The following is a 21,975-nucleotide window of genomic DNA, read 5'->3' as shown; positions in this document are numbered from 1 at the left end:
CTTAAATAAAAATAAAACCATGAAAAAATTATTAATCATAGCTTTAATGCTAACAGGAACATTAACTTTCTCTCAAAACAAAAATGCCAAAGCCTCTATGGAAGTAGATGGTGTTTGCGGAATGTGTAAAGCACGAATAGAAAAAGCATGTTTGAATACTAAAGGTGTAAAATTTGCCACTTGGAGTGTTGAAACTCACGAATTAAAATTGATATATGATGACCGTAAAACGGATTTAGCAACCATTGAAAAACAAGTTTTAACCGCCGGACATGATACTAAAAACGCAAAAGCTACAGATGAAGCCTACGCCACAGTACATGCGTGTTGTAAATATCGTGATGAAGATGTAAAAGACGACCATAAACCGAAAGAAGACGATGGGCATGGACATTAAAAACTTAAAAACCGAAACCTTAAATAGTTTCGGTTTTTTCTTGATTATAATTTTTAAAATAGCTTCCTAATCCATATCAAACCTAACCCCAATTGAAATATTATTCTGGTCTATGGCTTGATTTTTAAATATAGGTGATAAATCATATTTTACATATAATGCTATTTCATCAAAGGCAACATATGTGCTTAAACCATAGACTAAGCTCGTAGTATTAAACGATTTTTTTTGCTTGTCTTTTATGCGCTCTCCATCTACTTCATATTTTAATTTCTGGCGACTTCCTATATTAAAACCTGCATAACCTCCAATTCCTATTTTAAATTGATTATTGGTTGAATATCTGTAATAGGTGTCTTTATCGACTCTTTTAGATGGTCCAAACTCAAAATGAACAGGGAATACTAAATTGGTAATAGACAACTTTGACTTTTTAAGATTTTCAGGAAACTCTTCTAACATAGTTTGATTTCCTTGTTGCACAAAATAATTATTATCCTGAGGTTTTAAACCATTAATTTGAAAGGAATACCCATATTTTAATCTTAAGAAATTTGAATTTTTAAACACTCGTGTTTTCCACGCCCAACCTATTTCAAAAAAACGAGAGCCCCCAAATTTATATGGCGAATCATCTAGATTCTCTCCTTCTATAATAGCATTGTTTAATCCAAAAGCTATTACAAAATCGCTAGTTGTGCGCAAATCGTACTTTTTAGGTTTGTTTTTGTTTGTAATTTTAATTCCCGCAAAACTACCTTCTTCACCAATACTAAAACCTATTTTTGATAAGTCTTCATCCTCATTTGTTCGGTAGCCTTCCTCATTACGCTCTAAAAGTGAGATCTTGTTATTAATTATCGCTATTCGATTCTCAATATTTAATGCGCGCTTTTTTGCAACTTCTTTTTTTAATATTTCGGCTTCATCATTAGATATTTCTCCATTTTCAAGACGACGATTTATAGATTCAACTTCAACCTTCAAGTGTGCTTTCTCTTGGTTTTTAATATCTTCTTTTAATGTTTTTAATTCTTCAATTTTGTGCTTATTATTTACATTAGTAATACTGTCTTGGGCATAAAAACACTGCGTAGCTAAAGCTAGTATTAGCACTACTACATATTTAGTAATTGTTTGCATAACTGTTCGTTTTTTTTAGTACTGAATATATTTCAGCACCTTTTTAATTAATGATTATTTATTTGATTGAATTTAATTGTTACGTTGGGCAACTGCAGTTTTTACCGAATTGTAACTTGATTTTAAGGCTTCAAAAACCTTAGTTCTAAAGGATTGATCCAACTCTGCTTCAACGTCTTGAAGTAAAGCATTAGCATCAACTACTCCAGTAGTCTCATTGAATAACCTATTCAATTGAATTTCTTTTTGTGCATCAGCCAATAAAGTTTCAATATCTGCTTCAGTAACTATACTATTTTTAGATTTTAATTGCTCCACTTGGGCAATTACATCTTGTATTTTTTGTTCTTCAAAAGTCAGCTTTTCACCAGGCAATTCTGGCTTGTTTTCAGGTTTAACTTCTGGTTCTATTATCGCTTCATATGCTACAAGAGGTGGCTGTTTATCTTCTTCAGTTATAATCAACTTTTTTTCTTCAAACACTTCTTGTTTTTCTTCTTTGTTTTGAATAAAAACATCCTCAGATGCTTTTAAAATATTATTATGCTCTTTATTATTCTCTTTAGCAATATTTATAGTTTCACTTTCAATAACTTTTTCAGGATTCGTAACAATTTCTGGTTCTTCGATTTTATTATTTTCATTTAAAAACTGTGAAACAACAAATAAAATTCCAACAATACTAGCCGCTAAACCAAGCCACCAATATGGTTTATTGTTTTTTGGTTCTTCTTGATTATCTAAACGTTCTGATAATTTATCCCATGCATTTACTGATGGTTTCAAAGTTCGTTTTTCAAGCTTCTCTTTTATGTTTTCTTCAAATTTAATTGGTGCCATAACTAAGCATATTTAATTCTTTAATTTTTTCTTGAAGCATTTTTCGTGCTTTAAATAATTGCGATTTTGAAGTCCCTTGAGAAATACTCAAAATTTCTGCAATTTCATGATGTTTGTAACCTTCAATGGCATACATAACAAATACCATTCTATAACCCTCAGGTAAATCGTCTATTAACTGTTGAATTTCTGCAACCTCAATATTTGTTTTTATATTATTTGAAGTGCTCTTATCGAACTCAATAACTTCAGTTGGAAATTCAATTTTTTTTTGTTGCCTTAAAAACGAAATGGATTCTCTTACCATAATACGCCTTATCCAGCCTTCAAAACTACCTTTATTGTTAAAGCTTTTTAAATTTGTGAATACTTTAAAAAATCCATTTAACATAGCTTCCTCAGCTTGTTGAACATCTTTTATATAATACCTACAAACACTTAACATTTTTGGTGCATGCATCTCAAACAAAACATGTTGTGCTTCACGATTTTTTTTAATCGCTTTTTTTATCAAAACAGATTCGTTTTTATGCAGTTGTATAACTTTCAAAAATGTGTTCATTTTGCTTTCTATTTATAAAGACGCAAAAAAAATTAAAATGGTTGCCTGGGCTTGTACTTTTTTTTTGAAATTGTTTTATTTCTTTCTATCAATCACATAATTCACCATAAGTTCAAGTGAATTTTTATACTCTGAATTTGGATACGTTTGAAGTAATTGGAGCGCTTCTTCTTGAAATGATTTCATTTTAGTTACTGCGTAATCTAAACCTCCATTGTTTTTTACAAAAGCGATTACTTCTTTAACACGCTTAGTATCTTTATTATGATTTTTAACAGAATTAATAAGCCACTTTTTATCTTTTTTAGTAGCATTATTTAAAACATAGATTAAAGGCAAAGTCATTTTTTGCTCTTTAATATCTATCCCTGTTGGTTTTCCAATTTGGGTATTTCCATAATCAAATAAATCATCTTTTATTTGAAATGCCATACCAATAAGTTCTCCAAATTTACGCATGGTTTCAACATGCTGAGATTCTGGCTTTACAGATGCTGCACCAAGGCTACAACAAGCCGCTATTAAAGTTGCCGTTTTTTGACGAATGATTTCGTAATACACATCTTCTGTGATATCTAATTTTCGAGCTTTTTCGATTTGAAGTAATTCGCCTTCGCTCATTTCTCGAACGGCAATTGAAATAATTTTCAATAAATCAAAATCATTATTATCAATAGATAATAGTAAACCCTTTGAGAGTAGAAAATCGCCAATTAAAACTGCTATTTTATTTTTCCAAAGCGCATTTACTGAGAAAAAACCTCTTCTGCGGTTACTATCATCAACCACATCATCATGTACTAAAGTTGCTGTATGAATTAACTCGATAACAGATGCACCTCTATAAGTACGTTCGCTAACTTCTCCGTTTGATACCATTTTAGCAACTAGAAATACAAACATAGGACGCATTTGTTTCCCTTTTCGGTTTACAATGTAATGCGTAATTCTGTTTAATAAAGCCACTTTACTAGACATAGAAAGCTGGAACTTTTGCTCGAAAAGATCCATTTCATAAGCTATTGGGTGCTTTATTTGTTCTACTACTTTCAATTGATTGATTTAAAGAAATTCAAAGATAAGTTTTAGAATATAATTTTTTAGGATTTGTTTGCTAATTGTCCGCAGGCAGCATCAATATCTTTACCTCGGCTTCGTCTTACGGTTACTGTAATATTGTTTTTCTCTAATACACTAACATACATATCTATAGCTTTGGAGTTTGCTTGTTGAAACTCGCCGTCGTCAATAGGATTATATTCTATTAGGTTGACTTTACTTGGTGCAAATTTACAGAATTCGACTAAAGCTTCTACATCTTTTCTTTTGTCGTTTATTGCATCCCAAACAACGTATTCATAAGTAATTCTATTTTTTGTTTTTGAATACCAATATTGAAGCGCCTCTCTTAAATCGTTAAGCGGAAATGTAGCATTAAACGGCATAATAGATGTTCGAACCTCATCAATAGCTGAATGCAATGATACTGCTAATTTAAATTTAACGGCATCATCCGCCATTTTTTTAATCATCTTTGGAACGCCAGAGGTAGATACCACAATACGCTTTGGCGACATCCCTAAACCTTCTGGTGAGGTAATTTTATCTATAGCTTTTATAACGTTATTGTAATTCATGAGGGGTTCTCCCATACCCATAAATACAATATTGCTTAATGGTCTGTTATGATACAATCTGCTTTCGTTGTCTATGGCAACTACTTGATCGTAAATTTCGTCTGGATTAAGGTTTCTCATGCGTTTTAATCGTGCTGTTGCACAAAACTTACAATCTAAACTACAACCTACCTGACTTGATACACATGCTGTTGTTCTGGTTTTTGTAGGGATTAAAACAGATTCTACAATTAAATCATCATGAAGACGTACAGCATTTTTTATGGTTCCGTCTGAGCTACGTTGCATTTGATCGACCTGAATGTGGTTGATTACAAAATTATCTTCAAGCTTTTGACGGGTTTCTTTTGAGATGTTGGTCATGTCCTCAAAATTATGTGCACCTTTTTGCCATAACCATTCGTAAACTTGATTGCCACGAAAAGCTTTATCGCCTTCTTTTACAAAGAATTCTCTGAGTTGTTCTTTGGTTAATGCGCGTATGTCTTTTTTACCTGTTGCCATAAGTTTTGCAAAAATAGTGAATCGATTTACGAATTTCGGTTTTTGAATTATTAATTATATTCAGTTCTGTACTTTGCATTAGGGATTGAGGCATTTGTTGAAGCTCTCCCGATTTTTTATCGGGAAGCGACTGCCGAAAGCCCGACCCTTGGGGAATGCCCAAATAATTAAAATAAAAAAGCCCCTTAAAAAGAGGCTTTTAAATTAATTTATGCTGATGTACTTATATGATTAACATGGCATCTCCGTAGCTATAGAAATTGTAGCCTTCTTTGATAGCCTCATCATAAGCGCGTTTAATAAAATCGTGACCTGCAAATGCGGAAACCATCATTAACAACGTTGATTTTGGCGTGTGAAAATTGGTTATCATAGCGTTTGGAATGCTGAACTCGTAAGGTGGAAAAATGAATTTGTTAGTCCATCCATCGAACTCGTTTAACTGACCACTAGTAGACACAGCACTTTCTACAGCACGAACCGCAGTGGTACCTACGGCGCAAATACGACGTTTTTCTTTAAGCCCTTTGTTTACAATTTTTACGGCATCTTCGTTTATGATTAGCTCTTCGCTATCCATTTTATGTTTAGATAAATCTTCAACTTCTACAGGATTGAACGTCCCTAAACCTACGTGAAGCGTAACTTCTGCAAAATTAACACCTTTAATCTCTAAACGTTTTAATAAGTGTCTAGAAAAGTGAAGTCCTGCTGTTGGAGCTGCTACTGCACCTTCGTTTTTTGCGTAAATAGTTTGGTAACGACTTTCATCATCTGGCTCTACATCTCTCTTAATATATTTAGGTAGTGGTGTTTCTCCCAACTCGTTTAATTTGATACGGAATTCTCTGTAAGACCCATCATATAAAAATCGTAATGTACGCCCTCTAGAGGTTGTGTTATCTATAACCTCTGCTACTAAAGATTCGTCTTCACCAAAATATAATTTGTTCCCGATACGAATTTTACGAGCTGGATCTACTAATACATCCCACAAACGTTGCTCTTCGTTTAATTCTCTTAACAAAAACACCTCTATTCTTGCTCCAGTTTTTTCTTTGTTCCCAAAAAGTCTTGCTGGAAATACTTTTGTGTTGTTTAAAACTAAAACATCATCTTCATCAAAATAATCAATAACATCTTTAAACATTTTATGTTCAATGGTTTGCTCTTTTCTATTAAGCACCATTAGACGCGATTCATCTCTGTTTTCTGCAGGGTATTCTGCTAGTCTTTCTTCTGGTAATTCGAAACCGAAGTGTGATAATTTCATTTAAAATGCGTTTTTATTAGTTTATTAATTTCTGAGTTGCAACATTTGAAAATTACAAACGGTTGCAAATATACAATCTGAAGATAGGGGTTGTCAAGTAAATGAGTAATTATTATTTACTTATTTGAAATCCAATAGATTTTAAATCTTCCCAAAAGGTTGGATACGATTTTGAAACTACCATAGCATCTTCTATAATTATAGAGGTTTTTAAGGCTAAAGGTGCAAAAGCCATAGCCATTCTATGATCGTTGTATGTTGTGATAGAGACCATTGATTTTACATCTATTGAAGTTGACAAATGCAAAGATTTATCTGTAATTTCAACCTTACCTCCTAGCTTTTCAATTTCGGTTTTTAAAGCTACAAGCCTATCGGTTTCTTTAATTTTAAGGGTATGCAAACCTACTAAATCACATGACATTCCTAAAGCAAAACATGTTACTGCTATGGTTTGTGCAATGTCTGGTGCGTTTTTTAAATCTAAAGTTAGTAGCTCTAAATTTGAAGTTTCCTTTTTTAAGGTTAATGCATTTTCATTAAAAACAGTTGATACACCAAAGTGTTTGTAAATTTCTACCAAAGCAGAATCACCTTGTAATGAATTTTCTTTGTAAGATGATAATGTTATTTCTGTACCTACATCGCTTAAAGCTGCGATACTAAAATAATAAGATGCTGACGACCAATCTGACTCTACAGTTAATGTTTTAGCATTTAACTTTTTAGTGTTAGGCTTTACAGTTATAGTATTTCCTTCAAATGATGATTCTATTCCTATTTCGTCCAATAGACTTAGTGTCATTTTGATATATGGAATGGATGTGATTTCGCCTTCTAAAGTTAATTCTAATCCGTTTTCAAGTTTTGAAGCAATAAGTAATAGTGCAGAAATGTACTGACTACTTACATTTGCTTTTAAAGAGACTTTATTTTTATTAAGCTTTTTTCCTTTTATTTTTATTGGTGGGAAACCTTCATTTTCTTCATAACTAATATCTGCTCCTAATTCTTGTAAGGCTTCAACCAAAATTTTGATTGGGCGTTCTTTCATCCTTTTAGAACCTGTTAGAATTGTATCTCTACCTTCTTGAATTGAGAAGTATGCCGTTAAAAAACGCATTGCTGTTCCTGCGTGATGAATATCTATAACTTCGGATTGAGAACTTAACGCATTAGTCATTAAATTACTATCGTCTGAATTTGAAACGTTTTCTAGTTTGAATTCTGGATATAATGCTTGTAGTAGTAATAATCTATTAGATTCACTTTTTGAACCAGTTATTTCAACAGAAGATTGCTTAGCAATTTTAGATTTTTGAAGTGTAAAGTGCATATTCTTGAAACTGTCTATTTAAAGAAGTCGCAAATTTACTCGATAATAGAGATTAATACTAAGTAATTGATTGTTTTTTTATGGGTTTCGTCTAAATTTTAAACATATCCCATTTTAAAATTGTCATTTCAATTTATCGTTATTATGGTGTCTATCGTGGTCTCGTTTACCTTTTTTATACATTCTTTTATCAAACGCTTTTTGTAAGTCTACTCCTGTTTGGTTTGCTAAACATAATACAACAAACATAACATCAGCTAGTTCTTCACCAAGGTCTTTATCTTTATCGCTTTCTTTTTCACTTTGCTCGCCATAACGTCTGGCTATAATTCGAGCAACTTCACCTACTTCCTCAGTAAGTTGTGCCATATTTGTAAGCTCATTAAAATATCGAACACCGTGTTCTTTAATCCAATTATCTACTTCTTTTTGTGCGTTTTGAATGTTCATTTATATTCGTGTTAGTACTACTTGATCTGTTTCTTTTTTTACTATCATGCTAAAATAAGATTTTAAAGCTTTATAATATTGAGGATTAACAACAGAACTATTTATTTTGGATGAAATAATAACTTGAATATTTTTTTCATCATTAAAAATATTATAAGAAAAAGAACCAAGATTATCTTGCATTTTGAACATTTCTGGTTTAGGTAAACTTTCTACTTTAAAACCTTTTGGCAAGTTAATTGTAAATCGATATTTAGTTTCATATGGATAACCAAAATCAACTGGATACTCTCGGTTTTCAAGTTTGAATGGGTTTTCATTTAATTTCATGAAAAACAGGGGAGAAAAATAAATTTTATCACCAATTATATCAGCTTGATTTTCTTTTTCAAAAGCAAAAGACTCTATAATAGGTTTTGATAAATCCTCGTTGTTTTTTACTTCAAACTCTGATATTTCCAAACCATTATATTTATTTTCTAAATCACTTAAAAAATCATCTTCACTTTTGCTATTAAAATCTTTTCTAAAAAACAAAGCATTATGATTTGTTTTTGTATTTCTGAACTTACCTGATATAGTTCCATTCTCATCAAGGTTCGCCATCATTTCAATTATATCTTTTGAAATAGTTTTTGGATACAAATCAATTAATTTAGAGTTACCATGTTCTGTAATAACTCGACCTTGCCAGTTTAAAGCTCTGAATGGTAATAAATTTGGGAAACTATATTTACTTGTAGCATCTAGAAGAAAAGAAATTTCTCCAATTTTCACATAAGTTATAACATAATTAAAACCTTCTCTGGTTGGGAACAATGGTATCCCATTTTTTCTAGTACTAACAAGTACAGGGTAAGCCTTAACTCCTGCATAGCGTAACATAGAAGTTAACATTAGGTTAATATCGGCAATATTACCCGTTTGTTCTTTAAATGCTTTTTTTACACCTTCATCAACATAATATCCATAATATCCATTCCAGTTTATTCTAGATTTTACATAATTAAAAATTAAAGCTGTTTTCTTTTTAGGATCTGTAACAGCTCCTATTAAATCATTAATTTCATTTTTAAAATAACTTGTTTTATCTAATTCACCTCCAAAATTTGAGTTTTCATAAATTCTCTTTATAACATCTTCCCAAGAGCTAGTATAATGTTCTATAGCAGAATTAGGAAATCTTGTGTACGATAATTCATATTTAACTGCAGATCTATAATTATCTATGTTATTAACATAGGGTTCCTCTTTTAATGCAGGTATATTTGTAAGACTATATACATCAGCATTTTTAGTGTAATCTATTTTAGAATTAGAGTAACTTGTTTGAACAGGAGAACTATTAATGCCTCCACCACCACTTCTAGTTTTATTAACAAAAGTAATGGTTCCATTTCTAAAGACCTTTTTAGGAACAACAGGAAGATAGCCCTTTTCATTATACTTGAAATTAAAATACTCAGGTGATTCAAAATCTGCTTCTAATTTTTTAACTGGAATACTGTGCTGAAAAACAAACTCGTCAATATTAGTTATGAAGGGAGAAAACACTTTATACTTATATTCGATAACTGACCCAGGTTTAATATCTTGCATAGTAAAAGTTTTTTCATCAAGAAATTTAGAAACTTCATTATCAAAAATTCCAGATTTATCTAATTTTATCTTAACAATTTTACCATTATCCAAATTGTAAGTATAGGCTTTTAAACTGCTTACACTCTCTTCTTCCCTTGAACTCTTGTAAAGTTTTATCGATTTTGTTGCGAAATCAAAACCTTCATTATTGTATATTTTAACACGTTCATGTATTTCTGTTATGAGTTGAAAACCAACTTGTTGACTGTATTCATAATACGTTCTTCTATATTTATACAAATAAGTAGCATTAGCAGTAGAGTCTTCTGGATTAAATTGTTCTTGAAGTTCTTCTTTAGACACTTTTCCAAAATCATAATTTTGTGCTAATGCTGTTATAGAAATACTTAAGCTAAGTATTATAGTAACTATTCTCATTTAACTTAATTTTTATTAATGCCTTTATCGTTGTTTTGTTCAATACTTTTAGTATTCGCTATCCTTTGGTTAAAACTATTTGTTCATCTTCTTTCTGGATGAACTTATTAAAATATTCTTTCAAGGCCTCATAATATAATGGCGAGATAATAGACTGGTTAATTTGAGACACAACAGATACTTGAATTGTATTCCCGCATCCAACAACTTTAAACTTAAACGACCCTAGATTATCTGGAAGCCCGATGGCTGCAGGCTCTGGTAAATTTTCAATTTTATAACCTTCTGGTATATTTATAATTACCCTATGTGATATAACTGATGGATATCCAAAATCTATAGGGAATTCTCTTTTTTCTAACTTAAATGGGTTTTCACTTACTTTTAAATGAAACAAAGGTGAAAAGTACATTTTATCACCAATAATATCAGCTTGACTTTCTTTAACAAATTTATAAGATTCAATTATAGGTTTAGATAAGTCCTCACTATTCTTAACATCATAATCAGAAATCTCAAGTCCTTTATTTTCTATTTTTTCTAGAAACTCATCTTTATCAGCATCATTATATTTCGCTCTAAAAGACAATGCAATATGATTTGTTTTAATGCTTCTATAGCTCCCCTCTAAAGTGCCTTCCTTATCAATTTTCACCATCATGGTTATCGAATTATTAGATTTAGTTTTTGGATATAAATCTACTAACTGAGAACCTCCATTTTCAGCAACAATTCTTCCTTGCCAATTCAAAGCTCTAAAAGGTAAGATATTAGGTGCTGCATATTGTTCTGTGGCATCCAACAATGCTACCGAATCATCTTGTAGTTTCACACAAGTAACCACATAATTATAACCCTCTCTAGTTGGAAATAAAGGTACCCCATGAGTTCTTGTACTAACTAAAACTGGATTTGCATTTAAACCAGCATATCTTAACATAGCGGTTAGCATTAAATTAATATCACCACTACTGCCAACATGCTCTTTATAAGCTTCTCTAACATCATCTGCATAAAAACCATAGTAACCATTCCATTTAACTTGTGACTTTACAAAATTATATATTAATCCTAATTTGGTTGCAGGATCTGAAACTGAACCTACTAAAGCATCGATATCCTTCTTGAAATAACTTGTTTTTTTAAGTTCCTCTCCAAAACTGGGGCTTTCGTAAATTCTTTCGACAACATCTCCCCAAGTTGTAGAATACGTTTCTGCAATAGAGTTTGGAAATTTGGTATATGAAAGCTCATATTTCACTGATGCCCTATAGTTATTTATATTATTAACATAAGGCTCATCTTTTAGAGCTGGAATATTTTCTGAAATATATTTACTAATGTGCTTACTATATTCTAATTCAGATTTACTAATAGTTGTAGCTGATGCACTAGTACGTCCATTTCCAGTATTTCTCGTTTTATTGATAAATGTAATAAAACCTCGTTCATATTCTATTTTAGGAGTTATAGTTAAAAACCCTTTAGTATTTACTTTAAAAGAATAATATTCTGGTGCTTCAAAGCTAGCTTCTAATTTCTTAATAGGTATACTATGCTGAAAAACAAATTCATCAACTTTAGACCAAAATGGTGATGTTATTTTATACTTATATTCAATAACAGACCCAGGTTTTATATTGGGCATCGTAAACTTAATCTTGTCATTATACTTATTGGCTTCAGTTTCAAAAATGCTACTTTTATTTAACTTATCAATAACTATTTTTTCTTCTTCCAAATTATAAGTTTGTGCTTTAATTGTTGAAATTTTTTCGTGATTTCCAGCACTCATTTTATAAAGTCTAATTTGTTTAGTAGCATGATTAAAACCTTCTTGGTTATAAATTTTTACACGCTCATGTATTTCTGTTATTAATTTAAAACCGTTTACTTTATCATATTCATAATAAGTATTTCTGTACTTGTAGAGATAAACTGCGTTTGCTGACGAATCAATTGGACAAACATTTTCGCTTAATTCTTCTTTTGACACCTTACCAAATTTGTAATTTTGGGAAAAAGTGTTTGCTGAAATAAGAATGCAAAATAAAATGGTAATAATTTTCATAAATTTATTTTTGTTACTTTTTAATTAAGGCAATTTTAGCATTGTCTTGCCTAGAAACAGTTTTATAAAACGCTCTAAAATCTTTATAATCTTCTTTTGGAAACTCGCCATCATTAACTTTAAATTCCCTCTTATACACAAAATGATTATCATCCTTAACAATAATTTCTGTTTTATAATGTCCAAATTTGTTTTCAATAGAATTGTTTTTTGGAAAAGATTCTACCTTATAATTAGCAGGAATTTCTATTTCAACTTCATCAATATCTTTAAACCCTCGACTTACTTTTAATGGCCATTTTCTATTTCTGTAACGATCTGGCACATGTGTATTTCTATTAAATGTGTTAACAGTAAGTAGCATTCTGTCTCCAGCTATTTTAGTATAATTTGATGCTTCAAAAGTAATATCCTCTATAAATTCAATCTTGTTTTTATCGTTTTCAACATGCATACTATTCATTATCAAGCCATTTATATAACGCCAACGGTTTTTGTAATGCTTATCTAAATCTCTTTGTGTTTCGGTCTCTAGCCAATACTTATCGTCGTATTGAATTCCTTTTGAATTTACATTGACTTGCGCATTTAAAACCCCATTGCTTGTAATACTATATTTCCCTTTTATGATTTGAGTACTTTCATCTACACTATATTTTTTTGTGTGCTGAATTTTACCACCTTCTGGAGTAATTACCAACACATCTCTATCATCAGTAAAGTCACCAATAAACCCAAAAGGTAATTTTTGACTAGTACACTCTAACCAAATATTATCATCTTCGGTAGGAATATTTAATATTACATGATTTCCTTGCATTGCAGCAAAATCCTTCTCTAAACTTCTTTTCGATTTACCTGCAAAAACCACTGTATAGTTAGATTTAACTCCTACCGCATTTAAAAGGGCCATGGTATAATTTGTTAATCCTTTACAATCTCCATAACCCAATCTATCTACCTCTGAAACATTGAAGGGTTTCCAACCACCAATACCTACTTGAACACTAATATATCTTACTTTATCTTGTACATATTGATATATTTTTTTTGCCTTTTCAATATCATTTGGCTCGTTTTTTACCAAATCTTGAATCATACTAACTGTACCAGCAGGTAAATCATGTGTAGACTTTATTAAATCGTGATACATCCATTTCCCAAAATCTTCCCAATTAGTTACTTTGGTTTTAACGCCTTCTAGAGTAAACTCGTTTGATGCTATCATAACTTTTGGCATCATTTCAAAAAATGCAGGCGCATATTTTTCTGGTTTTATTGCTGAAATGTTTTCAACTTTAAACTTAAAGAAACCATCCTCTTCCTCTTTAATTAAATCAAAATTTTCAAAATTTTTCTCTTTGGTTCTTAAAGTCATTTCCATCGGAAAATTAATCTGATAAGAGCTCTTTTCTACACTAACAAAATAACTATTTAAAGGCCTAAAGGATTGAATAAATGCTGTATTATTATTTATTGTTTTACATGTAAACTTTATAGTATAAGGGTACCCTACTGGAGTATACTCTAAGTACTTAACTCTAGAATCAGAATATAATGTTCCGCCATCTACAGCACTAACATCTTTAAAATCGTTTTTCTTAATTTTTTTAATTTGCGCACCAGCTGCATTATAAACTACTGCTTCTAATTCTTTTATTTTTACATTATTATCATAATAAACATATGCATTTACAGCATCATTACCAGATTTATTTAGAACAGTAACTATTCTTTTTTCTGTAACATACATTTCACTTAATGACTCAAGAGAAATATTAATATCATTAGAACGCACGACAGCATTTGCATTTTCATTTAAATTTGCTGGAATGGTAAAACTGGCTAGGAAATTTTCTTGGGAAAACACATTTGTTATAGTTAATAACAATATGACGTTAAGTAAACGTTTCAAATTCATTCTTGACATATAAATCTATATAGAAAAATTAAAAATAGATTAACTCTACCTTCTCTTCTATGATAAAAATCATTTTTTTAAGTTAAAAGGCTAATATAATTTTTTAATTAAAAATCTTACAAGAAATATAAGAAAACAAGGGATAACTACATACTTAAATTCGCTAAAAAGCACTTTTATTCCCCAAGTGGAAAAAAAGTTTTTAAACCCTAAAGGTGAAACTACTATCTCTCTAAAAGAAAAAAAGAATCTATCGTTATTAAATGGGATAAAAAAACCTACACCTTCTCCACCAGAAGTCATGGCATCAAGAATACCATGTGATATGGTTGATAGAAAAATGACTAAAAACCAAATTGATTTATTTTTCCTACCAATAGTAAACATTAAAGCTAATGCCCAAAGTACTGCAAAACCAATAGAATGTGTAAACCCGCGGTGCCCTAAAGGATGCTCATAAGATATTCCAAATTTGAAAGCAATAACATCAAAGTCTGGTAAAACAGTTGAAAAAATAGCTGCTAATAGCAACCATTTTAGGTTTTTAGTATCAATGACTTTAGTTAAAGTTAAACCAACAACGGCATGCCCAAATACTGAAGCCATTACTCTTTATTTTTTGAATCGATAATTATGGTAACAGGTCCGTCATTTAGTAACTCCACTTTCATATCTGCACCAAATTGCCCTGTTTGCACTTTTTTACCTAAATCTATTTGAATTTGATTTATGAAATTCTCGTACAATGGAATGGCAATATCAGGTTTTGCTGCTTTTATATAGCTTGGTCTGTTTCCTTTTTTAGTTGAAGCATGCAATGTAAATTGACTTACTACAATAGCATCACCCTTAATGTCTTTTAAAGACCTATTCATAACACCATTTTCATCATTAAAAACCCTTAGATTAATAGTTTTATTAGATAGCCATTTGATATCATCTTGGGTATCCTCATTAACAATACCAAGTAAAATTAAAAGTCCGTTATCAATTGAAGCTACTTTTTCACCTTCAATAGTTACACTTGCTTTTAAAACTCTTTGAATAACTACTTTCACACTTTAAAGTTTATTAATGCTTGTTTCATTCTTTATCCCAAATATCAGTTCTGTAATGTTCATCTTCACCTTCTAAAATTTGGACATAACTTCGGTATCTAGAATAAGCAATTTCATCATTATCTAAAGCATCTTTTACAGCACACTTTGGCTCTTTTAAATGTAAGCAATTATTAAATTTACAATCTTGCTTTAGCTTAAAAATCTCAGGAAAATAGTCTCCAACTTCTTCTCTATCCATATCCACTACACCAAAACCTTTTATTCCTGGGGTATCTATAATTTTTGCATCAAAACTTAAATCAAACATTTCTGCAAAAGTAGTAGTATGTTGCCCTTGACTATGTTGTGTAGAAATTTCTTTGGTTTTAATATTCAATGAAGGCTCAATTGTATTTACCAGAGTAGATTTACCAACACCTGAATGACCAGAAAACATACTTGTTTTATTATGCATTAAAGCCTTAACCTTATCTACATTTTTGCCTGTTTTTGCTGAGACACCAATACATTCATAACCAATATTCCTGTATTCATGAGCTAAATACTTGACTTCGTTTAATGTTTCTTCATCATAGGTATCTATTTTATTAAAGAGTAATACGGTTTTAATAGAATATGCTTCTGCGGTAACTAAAAACCGATCAATAAAACTGGTAAGCGTTGGTGGATTATTAATAGTTATCATTAAAAAAACCTGATCTAAATTAGCCGCAATAATATGTGTTTGCTTAGATAAGTTTACAGATTTTCTAACAATAAAATTAGTTCTATCATGAATTTTATAAATAACACCAGTATCTGTATTGTTATTTGTTTCAAGCTCAAAATCTACAACGTCACCAACAGCAATTGGGTTAGTGCTTTTTATACCTTTAATTCTAAATTTACCTTTTATACGGCATTCGTAAGTATGACCTAAATTGGTTTTAACCGTGTACCAACTACCTGTAGATTTATAAACGTGTCCTGTCATAATTTTTCAAAAGTAAAGCTAAAAAAATTTTTTTTGGCATAGATATTGGTTAATCTTGTCATTTATTAATCTTAATCAAAAATCAACAACATGAAAAAATTATTAATCGTATTAACTGTTTCTTTATTTGCTTTTATAGAATCAAATGCACAAGTACAGTACAAAGTAGTAACAAGTGTAGAATCTATTGTTCCTAATGGTTTAGGGCGTTCTAGAATTATTAGTGCTAACGACACCAAAGATTACAAAGAATTTACTTCAACTCAAACAGAGGAAGACAATACACGTAATAAATCAAAACGTGGTGAAATTCGTGTAAAAGGATTTGATGAAACCAAATTGCTAAACTTTTATAATATTGGAGGTATTCGTTTCCAGAATATTGCAGCTAATGATGCAATAATAGAATCTAAAATAAATACTATGATTGAAGAAGGTTGGGAACTTGCTTTTGTTACTAGTGGTGTTGAAAGCTCAGGAGGTAAAGGTGATAACCAAGGGATTTTTATTACCCGATATATTTTCAAAAGGAATAAATAAATATTAAGAAAAAAAGCCTCCAAAAATTAGGAGGCTTTTTTATATCACGGAAATTAGATTTTTTTATCCATTAATCACTTTTTCTTGATGATTAATAGATTCTTGATGAACCGCTTTAAACATTCTTAAGATAAACTCTTCACTTAAACCATGTTGTTCTCCTTCAAGAACCATTTTTCCAAGAATTTCATTCCATCGTTTAGATTGTAAAACAGCAACATTCTTTTGCTTTTTAAGCGCACCAATGCTGTCCGAAGTCTTCATACGTTGCCCTAGTAACTCAATAATTTGATTATCAACCACATCAATTTGAGCTCTTAAATTATCTAAAGCACTATTGTACTCAGCTTCAGCATTAGTTTCTTTTCTAATTTTTAAATCTCTCATGATTTGCACTAAAGTAGATGGTGTAACTTGTTGCGCAGCATCACTCCATGCATTATCAGGATCGTAATGTGTTTCAATCATTAATCCATCAAAATTTAAATCTAATGCTGTTTGAGATACATCAAAAATCATTTCACGATTTCCAGTAATATGAGAAGGATCATTTATTAATGGAATATCAGGAAATTTGTTTTGAAACTCAATAGCCATTTGCCATTCAGGAATATTTCTATATTTAGTTTTTTGATACGTAGAAAACCCTCTATGAATCGCTCCTATATTTTTAACTCCAGAACTGTAAATTCTTTCAATTCCACCTAACCATAAAGATAAATCTGGATTTACTGGATTTTTAATTAATACTGGTTTATCAGTTCCTTGTAAAGCATCTGCAATTTCTTGCATTATAAAAGGAGATACTGTAGAACGGGCACCAATCCATAGTAAATCAATATCATACTCTAAAGCCAGTTTTACATGAGCTGCATTTGCAACCTCTGTACAAGTCTTCATCCCTGTCTCAGCTTTAACCTTTTGCAACCACTTTAAACCTAAAGCTCCCACGCCTTCAAAATTTCCAGGGCGTGTTCTTGGTTTCCAAATACCAGCTCTAAAATAGCTAACATCTGTATCTTTTAATTCATGAGCAATTTTTAACACTTGCTCTTCTGTTTCAGCACTACACGGACCTGCAATTACTAATGGATGATCTAGATTTAAATCATCTAACCAGGTTCTCATTTCTTTCTTGTTTTCCATAATTTTACTCTTAACTAATTCCGTTTAATATATCTTTTATGTGATTTGTACTTTCCATCTCATTAAAAATAGCATCAAAATCATCTTTTTTCATTAAGTCTTTAAAATGCGTGAGATTGTTTATATACTCTTCTAATGTTTCAATAACATTAGTTTTATTTTGTTTAAAAATTGGTGTCCACATTTCTGGCGAACTTTTGGCAAGCCTTACTGTAGATGCAAATCCACTACCAGCCATATCAAAAATATCACGTTCGTTTTTTTCTTTTTCAATGACTGTTTTTCCAAGCATAAAAGAACTAATATGCGATAAATGCGAAACGTAAGCTATATGCCTATCATGCTCAATAGGATTCATATATCGTATACGCATTCCTATCTCAGTAAATAGTTTTAATGCCTTTTCTTGTAATTTAAAAGTGGTTTTTTCAACCTCACAAACAATATTTGTTTTGCCAACAAATAGTCCCTCAATAGCTGCAGTTGGTCCAGAATGCTCGGTACCTGCAATAGGATGCATTGCTAAAAAATTTCTTCGTTTTGGATGGTTCTCTACAACCTTACAAATATCTTCTTTTGTTGAACCTGCATCAACAACTAAACCTGAATCTGATATTTTATCTAAAATAGTAGGCAATAATTTTACAGTGGCATCCACTGGAATAGAAACTATAACCAAATCGGCATTTTTAATATCATCTAGAGTTGCCTTTTTATCAATTAAGCCTAACTCTAAAGCCGTATTAAGCGTAGCATCCTTTCGGCTAATACCATGAATAATCACATCTGGATTATGCTTCTTGATATCTATAGCAAGACTACCTCCTATTAAACCGACTCCTATGGCGTATATATTTTTCATCTTATTTAACTCGCGCTATGGCTTCTTCTAATACTTCTGTTGAAGCACATAAAGAAAATCTTATATATCCTTCTCCTTTAGTTCCAAAAATAGTCCCTGGTGTAATGAAAATATGATTCTCTTTTAACACCAAATCTATAAACTCTTCTGACTTTAAATATGCTGGTAATTTTGCCCAAACAAAAAGTCCAGAAGCTTCTTTATCGTAAGTACAATTAAGCGCATCTGCTAATTGCCAAACTAAATTTCTACGTTCTTCATAAACACTATTTAACGTAGCAAACCACATATTTGAACATTTTAAAGCTTCAATGGCTCCTTTTTGTATGCCGTAAAACATACCAGAATCCATATTACTTTTTACTTTTAAAATATTATTAATATGCTCGCTGGCTCCCATTACCATTCCTACACGCCATCCAGCCATGTTAAACGTTTTGCTTAAAGAGTTTAGTTCTAAACACACATCCTTGGCGCCTTCAACACTTAAAATACTTGTTGGGTTATCGTTTAATATAAAACTGTAAGGATTATCATTTACAATTAAAATATTGTTGCGTTTACCAAAAGCTACTAATTCTTCAAAAACCGTTTTACTTGGTTTTGCTCCTGTTGGCATATGCGGATAATTAACCCACATGAGTTTCACTTTACTTAAATCCGTTTTTTCTAAAGCATCAAAATTTGGCATCCAATTATTTGCAGCATCCAATTCATATAAAACACCTTTAGCACCAACTAATTTTGTTACAGATTGATATGTTGGATATCCTGGATTTGGAATTAAAACTTCATCCCCTTCATTTAAATAAGTCATAGAAATGTGCATAATCCCTTCTTTACTTCCCATTAATGGAAGTATTTCTGTACCTGAACTTAGATTTACCGAAAAATGTTCTTTGTAAAACCTAGAAATAGCATCTCTAAGCTCTGGAAGCCCTTGGTAACTTTGATATTTATGAGCAATAGGGTTTTCAAAACTAGCAGAAATAGCAGATAAAACCTTTTTTGGTGGTTGCAAATCTGGACTACCAATACCAAGATTTATTATAGGCTTACCACTTGCAATAAGCAAATTTACTTCTCTTAATTTTTTAGAAAAGTAATATTCTTCAACCGTTTGCAATCTCTTTGCAACCTCAATCATAGCTTTGCATTTTTATATTCCCCTAATACTTTAAATTCTGTTGCCATAATTTCTATTATGGACTTTGCTTTTTTATAATCTTCATAAGTTTCAAAAGTTACATCAACAAAAAAGGCATATTTCCAAGGTGTTTCAATAACTGGTAACGATTGAATTTTTGTTAAATTCATTTTACAATCACTCAATACGTTTAAAATTGCGGCAAGACTTCCTCTTTTATGATCTAACTGAAATTTTAATGACGCTTTATTAATTTGGTCTATGCCATTATTTGGCTGTTCTGTCTGAATAATAACAAACCGTGTAGAGTTATCTTTTATAGTTTGAATTTCATCTTCAATAACCTCAAGTCCAAAAATTTCTGATGCAATCTTTGGGGCAATTGCTGCTACTCCAACCAATTTATCTTTTGCTATTCTTTTAGCAACTTCAGCTGTATCAACATCCTCAACCAATTTTATATGCGAGTGTTTTTTAAAAAACTCTTTACATTGTAACAACGCCATAGGATGAGAACACACTTCTTTTATATCTTCCATTTTTTGACCCGGTAATGCCATTAAATGATGATGAATGTTTAAATAACGCTCTCCACAAATATGCAAGTTGTTTTTATCAATCAACGCGTAATTAGGAATTATAGAACCAGCAATAGTGTTTTCTATAGCCATAACTGCCTGACTAGATTCGTTTTTCAATAAACTATCTACCAATACATCAAAAGACAAACATTCTTTTAATGCAATATCATTACCATAAAAGTCTCTGGCAACTTTATGATGGTTAGAACCTTCAGCTCCTTGTATGGCTATCGTTTTAATCATATAAAAAAAGTCCCGATTTTCATCGAGACTCATATTCAATTTATAGTTTATAAATTATACATACAACGTCTCGTTTCTTTTGCTAAAAAAGAAATAGAACCAGTTGCTAAAATATGTATAACCTGTTGTCATTGTCATAATTATGAGGCTAAAGTAATTATTATTTTAAGAAATCAAAATACTATAAAACCTTTTTTTTACTTTTCTGAAAAGTTTTAAAGATTTTATAGTAAATCTTATATTACATTAGATAATCATTTATTTTTGAACAAATTATTTAAATATGTCTATTGAAGTTAAAGAGGTGTCAAAAATTTACGGAACCCAAAAAGCCCTAAATAATGTATCCTTTAAAGTTGACAAACCTGAAATTGTTGGTTTTTTAGGTCCGAATGGCGCTGGAAAATCAACCATGATGAAAATTTTAACAACATATTTAAATGCCAATTCTGGTGAAGCCAAAGTAAATGGCTTTAATGTTGAAGGTGATAAAAATGATGTTCAAAAAAGTGTTGGTTATCTTCCAGAACATAATCCTTTATATTTAGAACAATATGTTAAAGAGTATTTAGCTTTTAATGCCAATATATATGGTGTTAGTAAACAACGTATTGACGAGGTTATTGAATTAACTGGATTAGCACCTGAAGCACATAAAAAAATTGGTCAGCTCTCAAAAGGCTATCGCCAACGTGTAGGTTTAGCAAATGCTTTATTGCATGATCCTGAGGTTTTAATTTTAGATGAGCCAACTACAGGTTTAGACCCAAACCAATTAGTAGATATTAGAAACCTTATAAAATCCATCGGAAAAACTAAAACAGTATTTCTTTCAACACATATTATGCAAGAGGTAGAAGCCATGTGCGACCGAGTAATTATTATTAATAAAGGAGAAATTGTTGCCGATAAAAAATTAAAAGAACTTCGCGACGAAAAAGAACAAGTTGTAATTGTGGAATTTGATTATCGTGTGGAGGATGCTTTTTTATTGAAACTCCCTAAAGTATCTAAAGTAGTAAATACATATGATTTTGTTTATGAGATTACTTTTAAAACTGTTGATGATATGCGCTCTTATGTATTTGATTTTGCACATGATAATCAACTTAAAATCTTGCAATTAAATCAGAAAAATGCGAGTTTGGAGAGTTTATTTAGGGAATTGACTTCTGTTGGTTAGTTTTAATTTTGTAACTCTAAAAATTTTTAGCAAATATCCCCGCGTTAGGGATTGGAGTGAAAAGCCCACAGGGAGGCACGACCGAG

21 protein-coding genes are annotated in these 21,975 nt (G+C 30.9%); 3 read left to right on the top strand and 18 right to left on the bottom strand.

Annotated features, from left to right (window positions below; translation table 11 throughout):
• Window positions 1-19 precede the first annotated feature (19 nt).
• Window positions 20-397 (top strand): heavy-metal-associated domain-containing protein, encoded by a 378-nt coding sequence (locus tag DIS18_RS07440; RefSeq protein ID WP_109352362.1) that lies wholly within the window; start codon window positions 20-22, stop codon window positions 395-397.
• Between the two features lie 66 nt (window positions 398-463).
• Here DIS18_RS07440 and DIS18_RS07435 read toward each other — a convergent pair whose 3' ends face one another.
• From DIS18_RS07435 to rsgA, 14 genes are all read right to left on the bottom strand, one after another.
• Window positions 464-1,540: a hypothetical protein gene (locus tag DIS18_RS07435; protein ID WP_109352361.1), complete on the bottom strand. Its 1,077-nt coding sequence runs from the start codon at window positions 1,538-1,540 to the stop codon at window positions 464-466.
• A 72-nt stretch (window positions 1,541-1,612) separates the two neighbouring features.
• On the bottom strand, window positions 1,613-2,380 hold the full coding sequence (locus DIS18_RS07430) for a hypothetical protein (protein WP_109352360.1): 768 nt from the start codon (window positions 2,378-2,380) through the stop codon (window positions 1,613-1,615).
• Complete coding sequence (locus tag DIS18_RS07425; protein ID WP_109352620.1) at window positions 2,367-2,930, bottom strand: RNA polymerase sigma factor; 564 nt, start codon at window positions 2,928-2,930, stop codon at window positions 2,367-2,369. Before DIS18_RS07425 ends, DIS18_RS07430 begins: the two co-directional genes overlap by 14 nt.
• Before the next feature lie 87 nt (window positions 2,931-3,017).
• The gene (locus DIS18_RS07420; RefSeq protein WP_109352359.1) at window positions 3,018-3,995 is read right to left on the bottom strand and encodes a polyprenyl synthetase family protein; all 978 of its coding nucleotides are present in this window, start codon (window positions 3,993-3,995) and stop codon (window positions 3,018-3,020) included.
• A 47-nt stretch (window positions 3,996-4,042) separates the two neighbouring features.
• The gene (gene rlmN / locus DIS18_RS07415) at window positions 4,043-5,083 is read right to left on the bottom strand and encodes a dual-specificity RNA methyltransferase RlmN (protein WP_109352358.1); all 1,041 of its coding nucleotides are present in this window, start codon (window positions 5,081-5,083) and stop codon (window positions 4,043-4,045) included.
• A gap of 223 nt (window positions 5,084-5,306) precedes the next feature.
• Window positions 5,307-6,356, bottom strand: coding sequence for a tRNA preQ1(34) S-adenosylmethionine ribosyltransferase-isomerase QueA (queA, locus tag DIS18_RS07410; RefSeq protein WP_109352357.1), 1,050 nt, complete (start codon window positions 6,354-6,356; stop codon window positions 5,307-5,309).
• Between the two features lie 112 nt (window positions 6,357-6,468).
• Window positions 6,469-7,692, bottom strand: coding sequence for a 3-phosphoshikimate 1-carboxyvinyltransferase (locus DIS18_RS07405; RefSeq protein ID WP_109352356.1), 1,224 nt, complete (start codon window positions 7,690-7,692; stop codon window positions 6,469-6,471).
• A 123-nt stretch (window positions 7,693-7,815) separates the two neighbouring features.
• The gene (locus DIS18_RS07400; protein ID WP_109352355.1) at window positions 7,816-8,142 is read right to left on the bottom strand and encodes a nucleotide pyrophosphohydrolase; all 327 of its coding nucleotides are present in this window, start codon (window positions 8,140-8,142) and stop codon (window positions 7,816-7,818) included.
• Window positions 8,143-10,161: a transglutaminase family protein gene (locus DIS18_RS07395; RefSeq protein ID WP_109352354.1), complete on the bottom strand. Its 2,019-nt coding sequence runs from the start codon at window positions 10,159-10,161 to the stop codon at window positions 8,143-8,145.
• Window positions 10,162-10,219: 58 nt separating this feature from the next.
• Entirely contained in the window at window positions 10,220-12,232 is a 2,013-nt protein-coding gene (locus DIS18_RS07390) for a DUF3857 domain-containing protein (protein ID WP_109352353.1), read from the bottom strand.
• Window positions 12,233-12,245: 13 nt separating this feature from the next.
• The gene (locus tag DIS18_RS07385; protein WP_181363998.1) at window positions 12,246-14,153 is read right to left on the bottom strand and encodes a DUF3857 domain-containing transglutaminase family protein; all 1,908 of its coding nucleotides are present in this window, start codon (window positions 14,151-14,153) and stop codon (window positions 12,246-12,248) included.
• 90 nt (window positions 14,154-14,243) lie between these two features.
• Complete coding sequence (locus tag DIS18_RS07380) at window positions 14,244-14,759, bottom strand: metal-dependent hydrolase (protein ID WP_109352351.1); 516 nt, start codon at window positions 14,757-14,759, stop codon at window positions 14,244-14,246.
• On the bottom strand, window positions 14,759-15,211 hold the full coding sequence (gene dtd, locus DIS18_RS07375) for a D-aminoacyl-tRNA deacylase (RefSeq protein WP_109352350.1): 453 nt from the start codon (window positions 15,209-15,211) through the stop codon (window positions 14,759-14,761). The genes DIS18_RS07380 and dtd overlap by 1 nt, the downstream gene beginning before the upstream one ends.
• A gap of 25 nt (window positions 15,212-15,236) precedes the next feature.
• Complete coding sequence (rsgA, locus tag DIS18_RS07370; protein WP_109352349.1) at window positions 15,237-16,187, bottom strand: ribosome small subunit-dependent GTPase A; 951 nt, start codon at window positions 16,185-16,187, stop codon at window positions 15,237-15,239.
• 90 nt (window positions 16,188-16,277) lie between these two features.
• On the opposite strand from rsgA, the gene DIS18_RS07365 reads away from it, so the two are divergent.
• Window positions 16,278-16,727 carry a hypothetical protein gene (locus DIS18_RS07365; protein ID WP_109352348.1) on the top strand — a complete coding sequence of 150 codons (450 nt, stop codon included), beginning with the start codon at window positions 16,278-16,280 and terminating at the stop codon, window positions 16,725-16,727.
• Between the two features lie 63 nt (window positions 16,728-16,790).
• On the opposite strand, the gene DIS18_RS07360 is transcribed toward DIS18_RS07365, so the two are convergent.
• The 4 genes from DIS18_RS07360 to DIS18_RS07345 are packed head-to-tail and all read right to left on the bottom strand — an operon-like array spanning window position 16,791 to window position 20,706.
• Window positions 16,791-17,873, bottom strand: a complete 1,083-nt coding sequence (locus DIS18_RS07360) for a bifunctional 3-deoxy-7-phosphoheptulonate synthase/chorismate mutase type II (RefSeq protein WP_109352347.1) — start codon at window positions 17,871-17,873, stop codon at window positions 16,791-16,793.
• A 10-nt stretch (window positions 17,874-17,883) separates the two neighbouring features.
• Window positions 17,884-18,735, bottom strand: coding sequence for a prephenate dehydrogenase (locus tag DIS18_RS07355; protein WP_109352346.1), 852 nt, complete (start codon window positions 18,733-18,735; stop codon window positions 17,884-17,886).
• A 1-nt stretch (window position 18,736) separates the two neighbouring features.
• Window positions 18,737-19,882, bottom strand: a complete 1,146-nt coding sequence (locus DIS18_RS07350) for a pyridoxal phosphate-dependent aminotransferase (protein WP_109352345.1) — start codon at window positions 19,880-19,882, stop codon at window positions 18,737-18,739.
• Complete coding sequence (locus DIS18_RS07345; protein ID WP_109352344.1) at window positions 19,879-20,706, bottom strand: prephenate dehydratase; 828 nt, start codon at window positions 20,704-20,706, stop codon at window positions 19,879-19,881. Before DIS18_RS07345 ends, DIS18_RS07350 begins: the two co-directional genes overlap by 4 nt.
• A gap of 283 nt (window positions 20,707-20,989) precedes the next feature.
• On the opposite strand from DIS18_RS07345, the gene gldA reads away from it, so the two are divergent.
• Window positions 20,990-21,889, top strand: coding sequence for a gliding motility-associated ABC transporter ATP-binding subunit GldA (gldA, locus tag DIS18_RS07340; RefSeq protein ID WP_109352343.1), 900 nt, complete (start codon window positions 20,990-20,992; stop codon window positions 21,887-21,889).
• Window positions 21,890-21,975 lie beyond the last annotated feature (86 nt).

Origin of the sequence: Algibacter marinivivus, from assembly GCF_003143755.1 — a bacterium.
Classification (GTDB): Bacteria; Bacteroidota; Bacteroidia; order Flavobacteriales; family Flavobacteriaceae; genus Algibacter_B; species Algibacter_B marinivivus.
The sequence above is the reverse complement of the archived record's forward strand: the minus strand, read 5'-3'. Positions and strand labels throughout refer to the sequence as shown.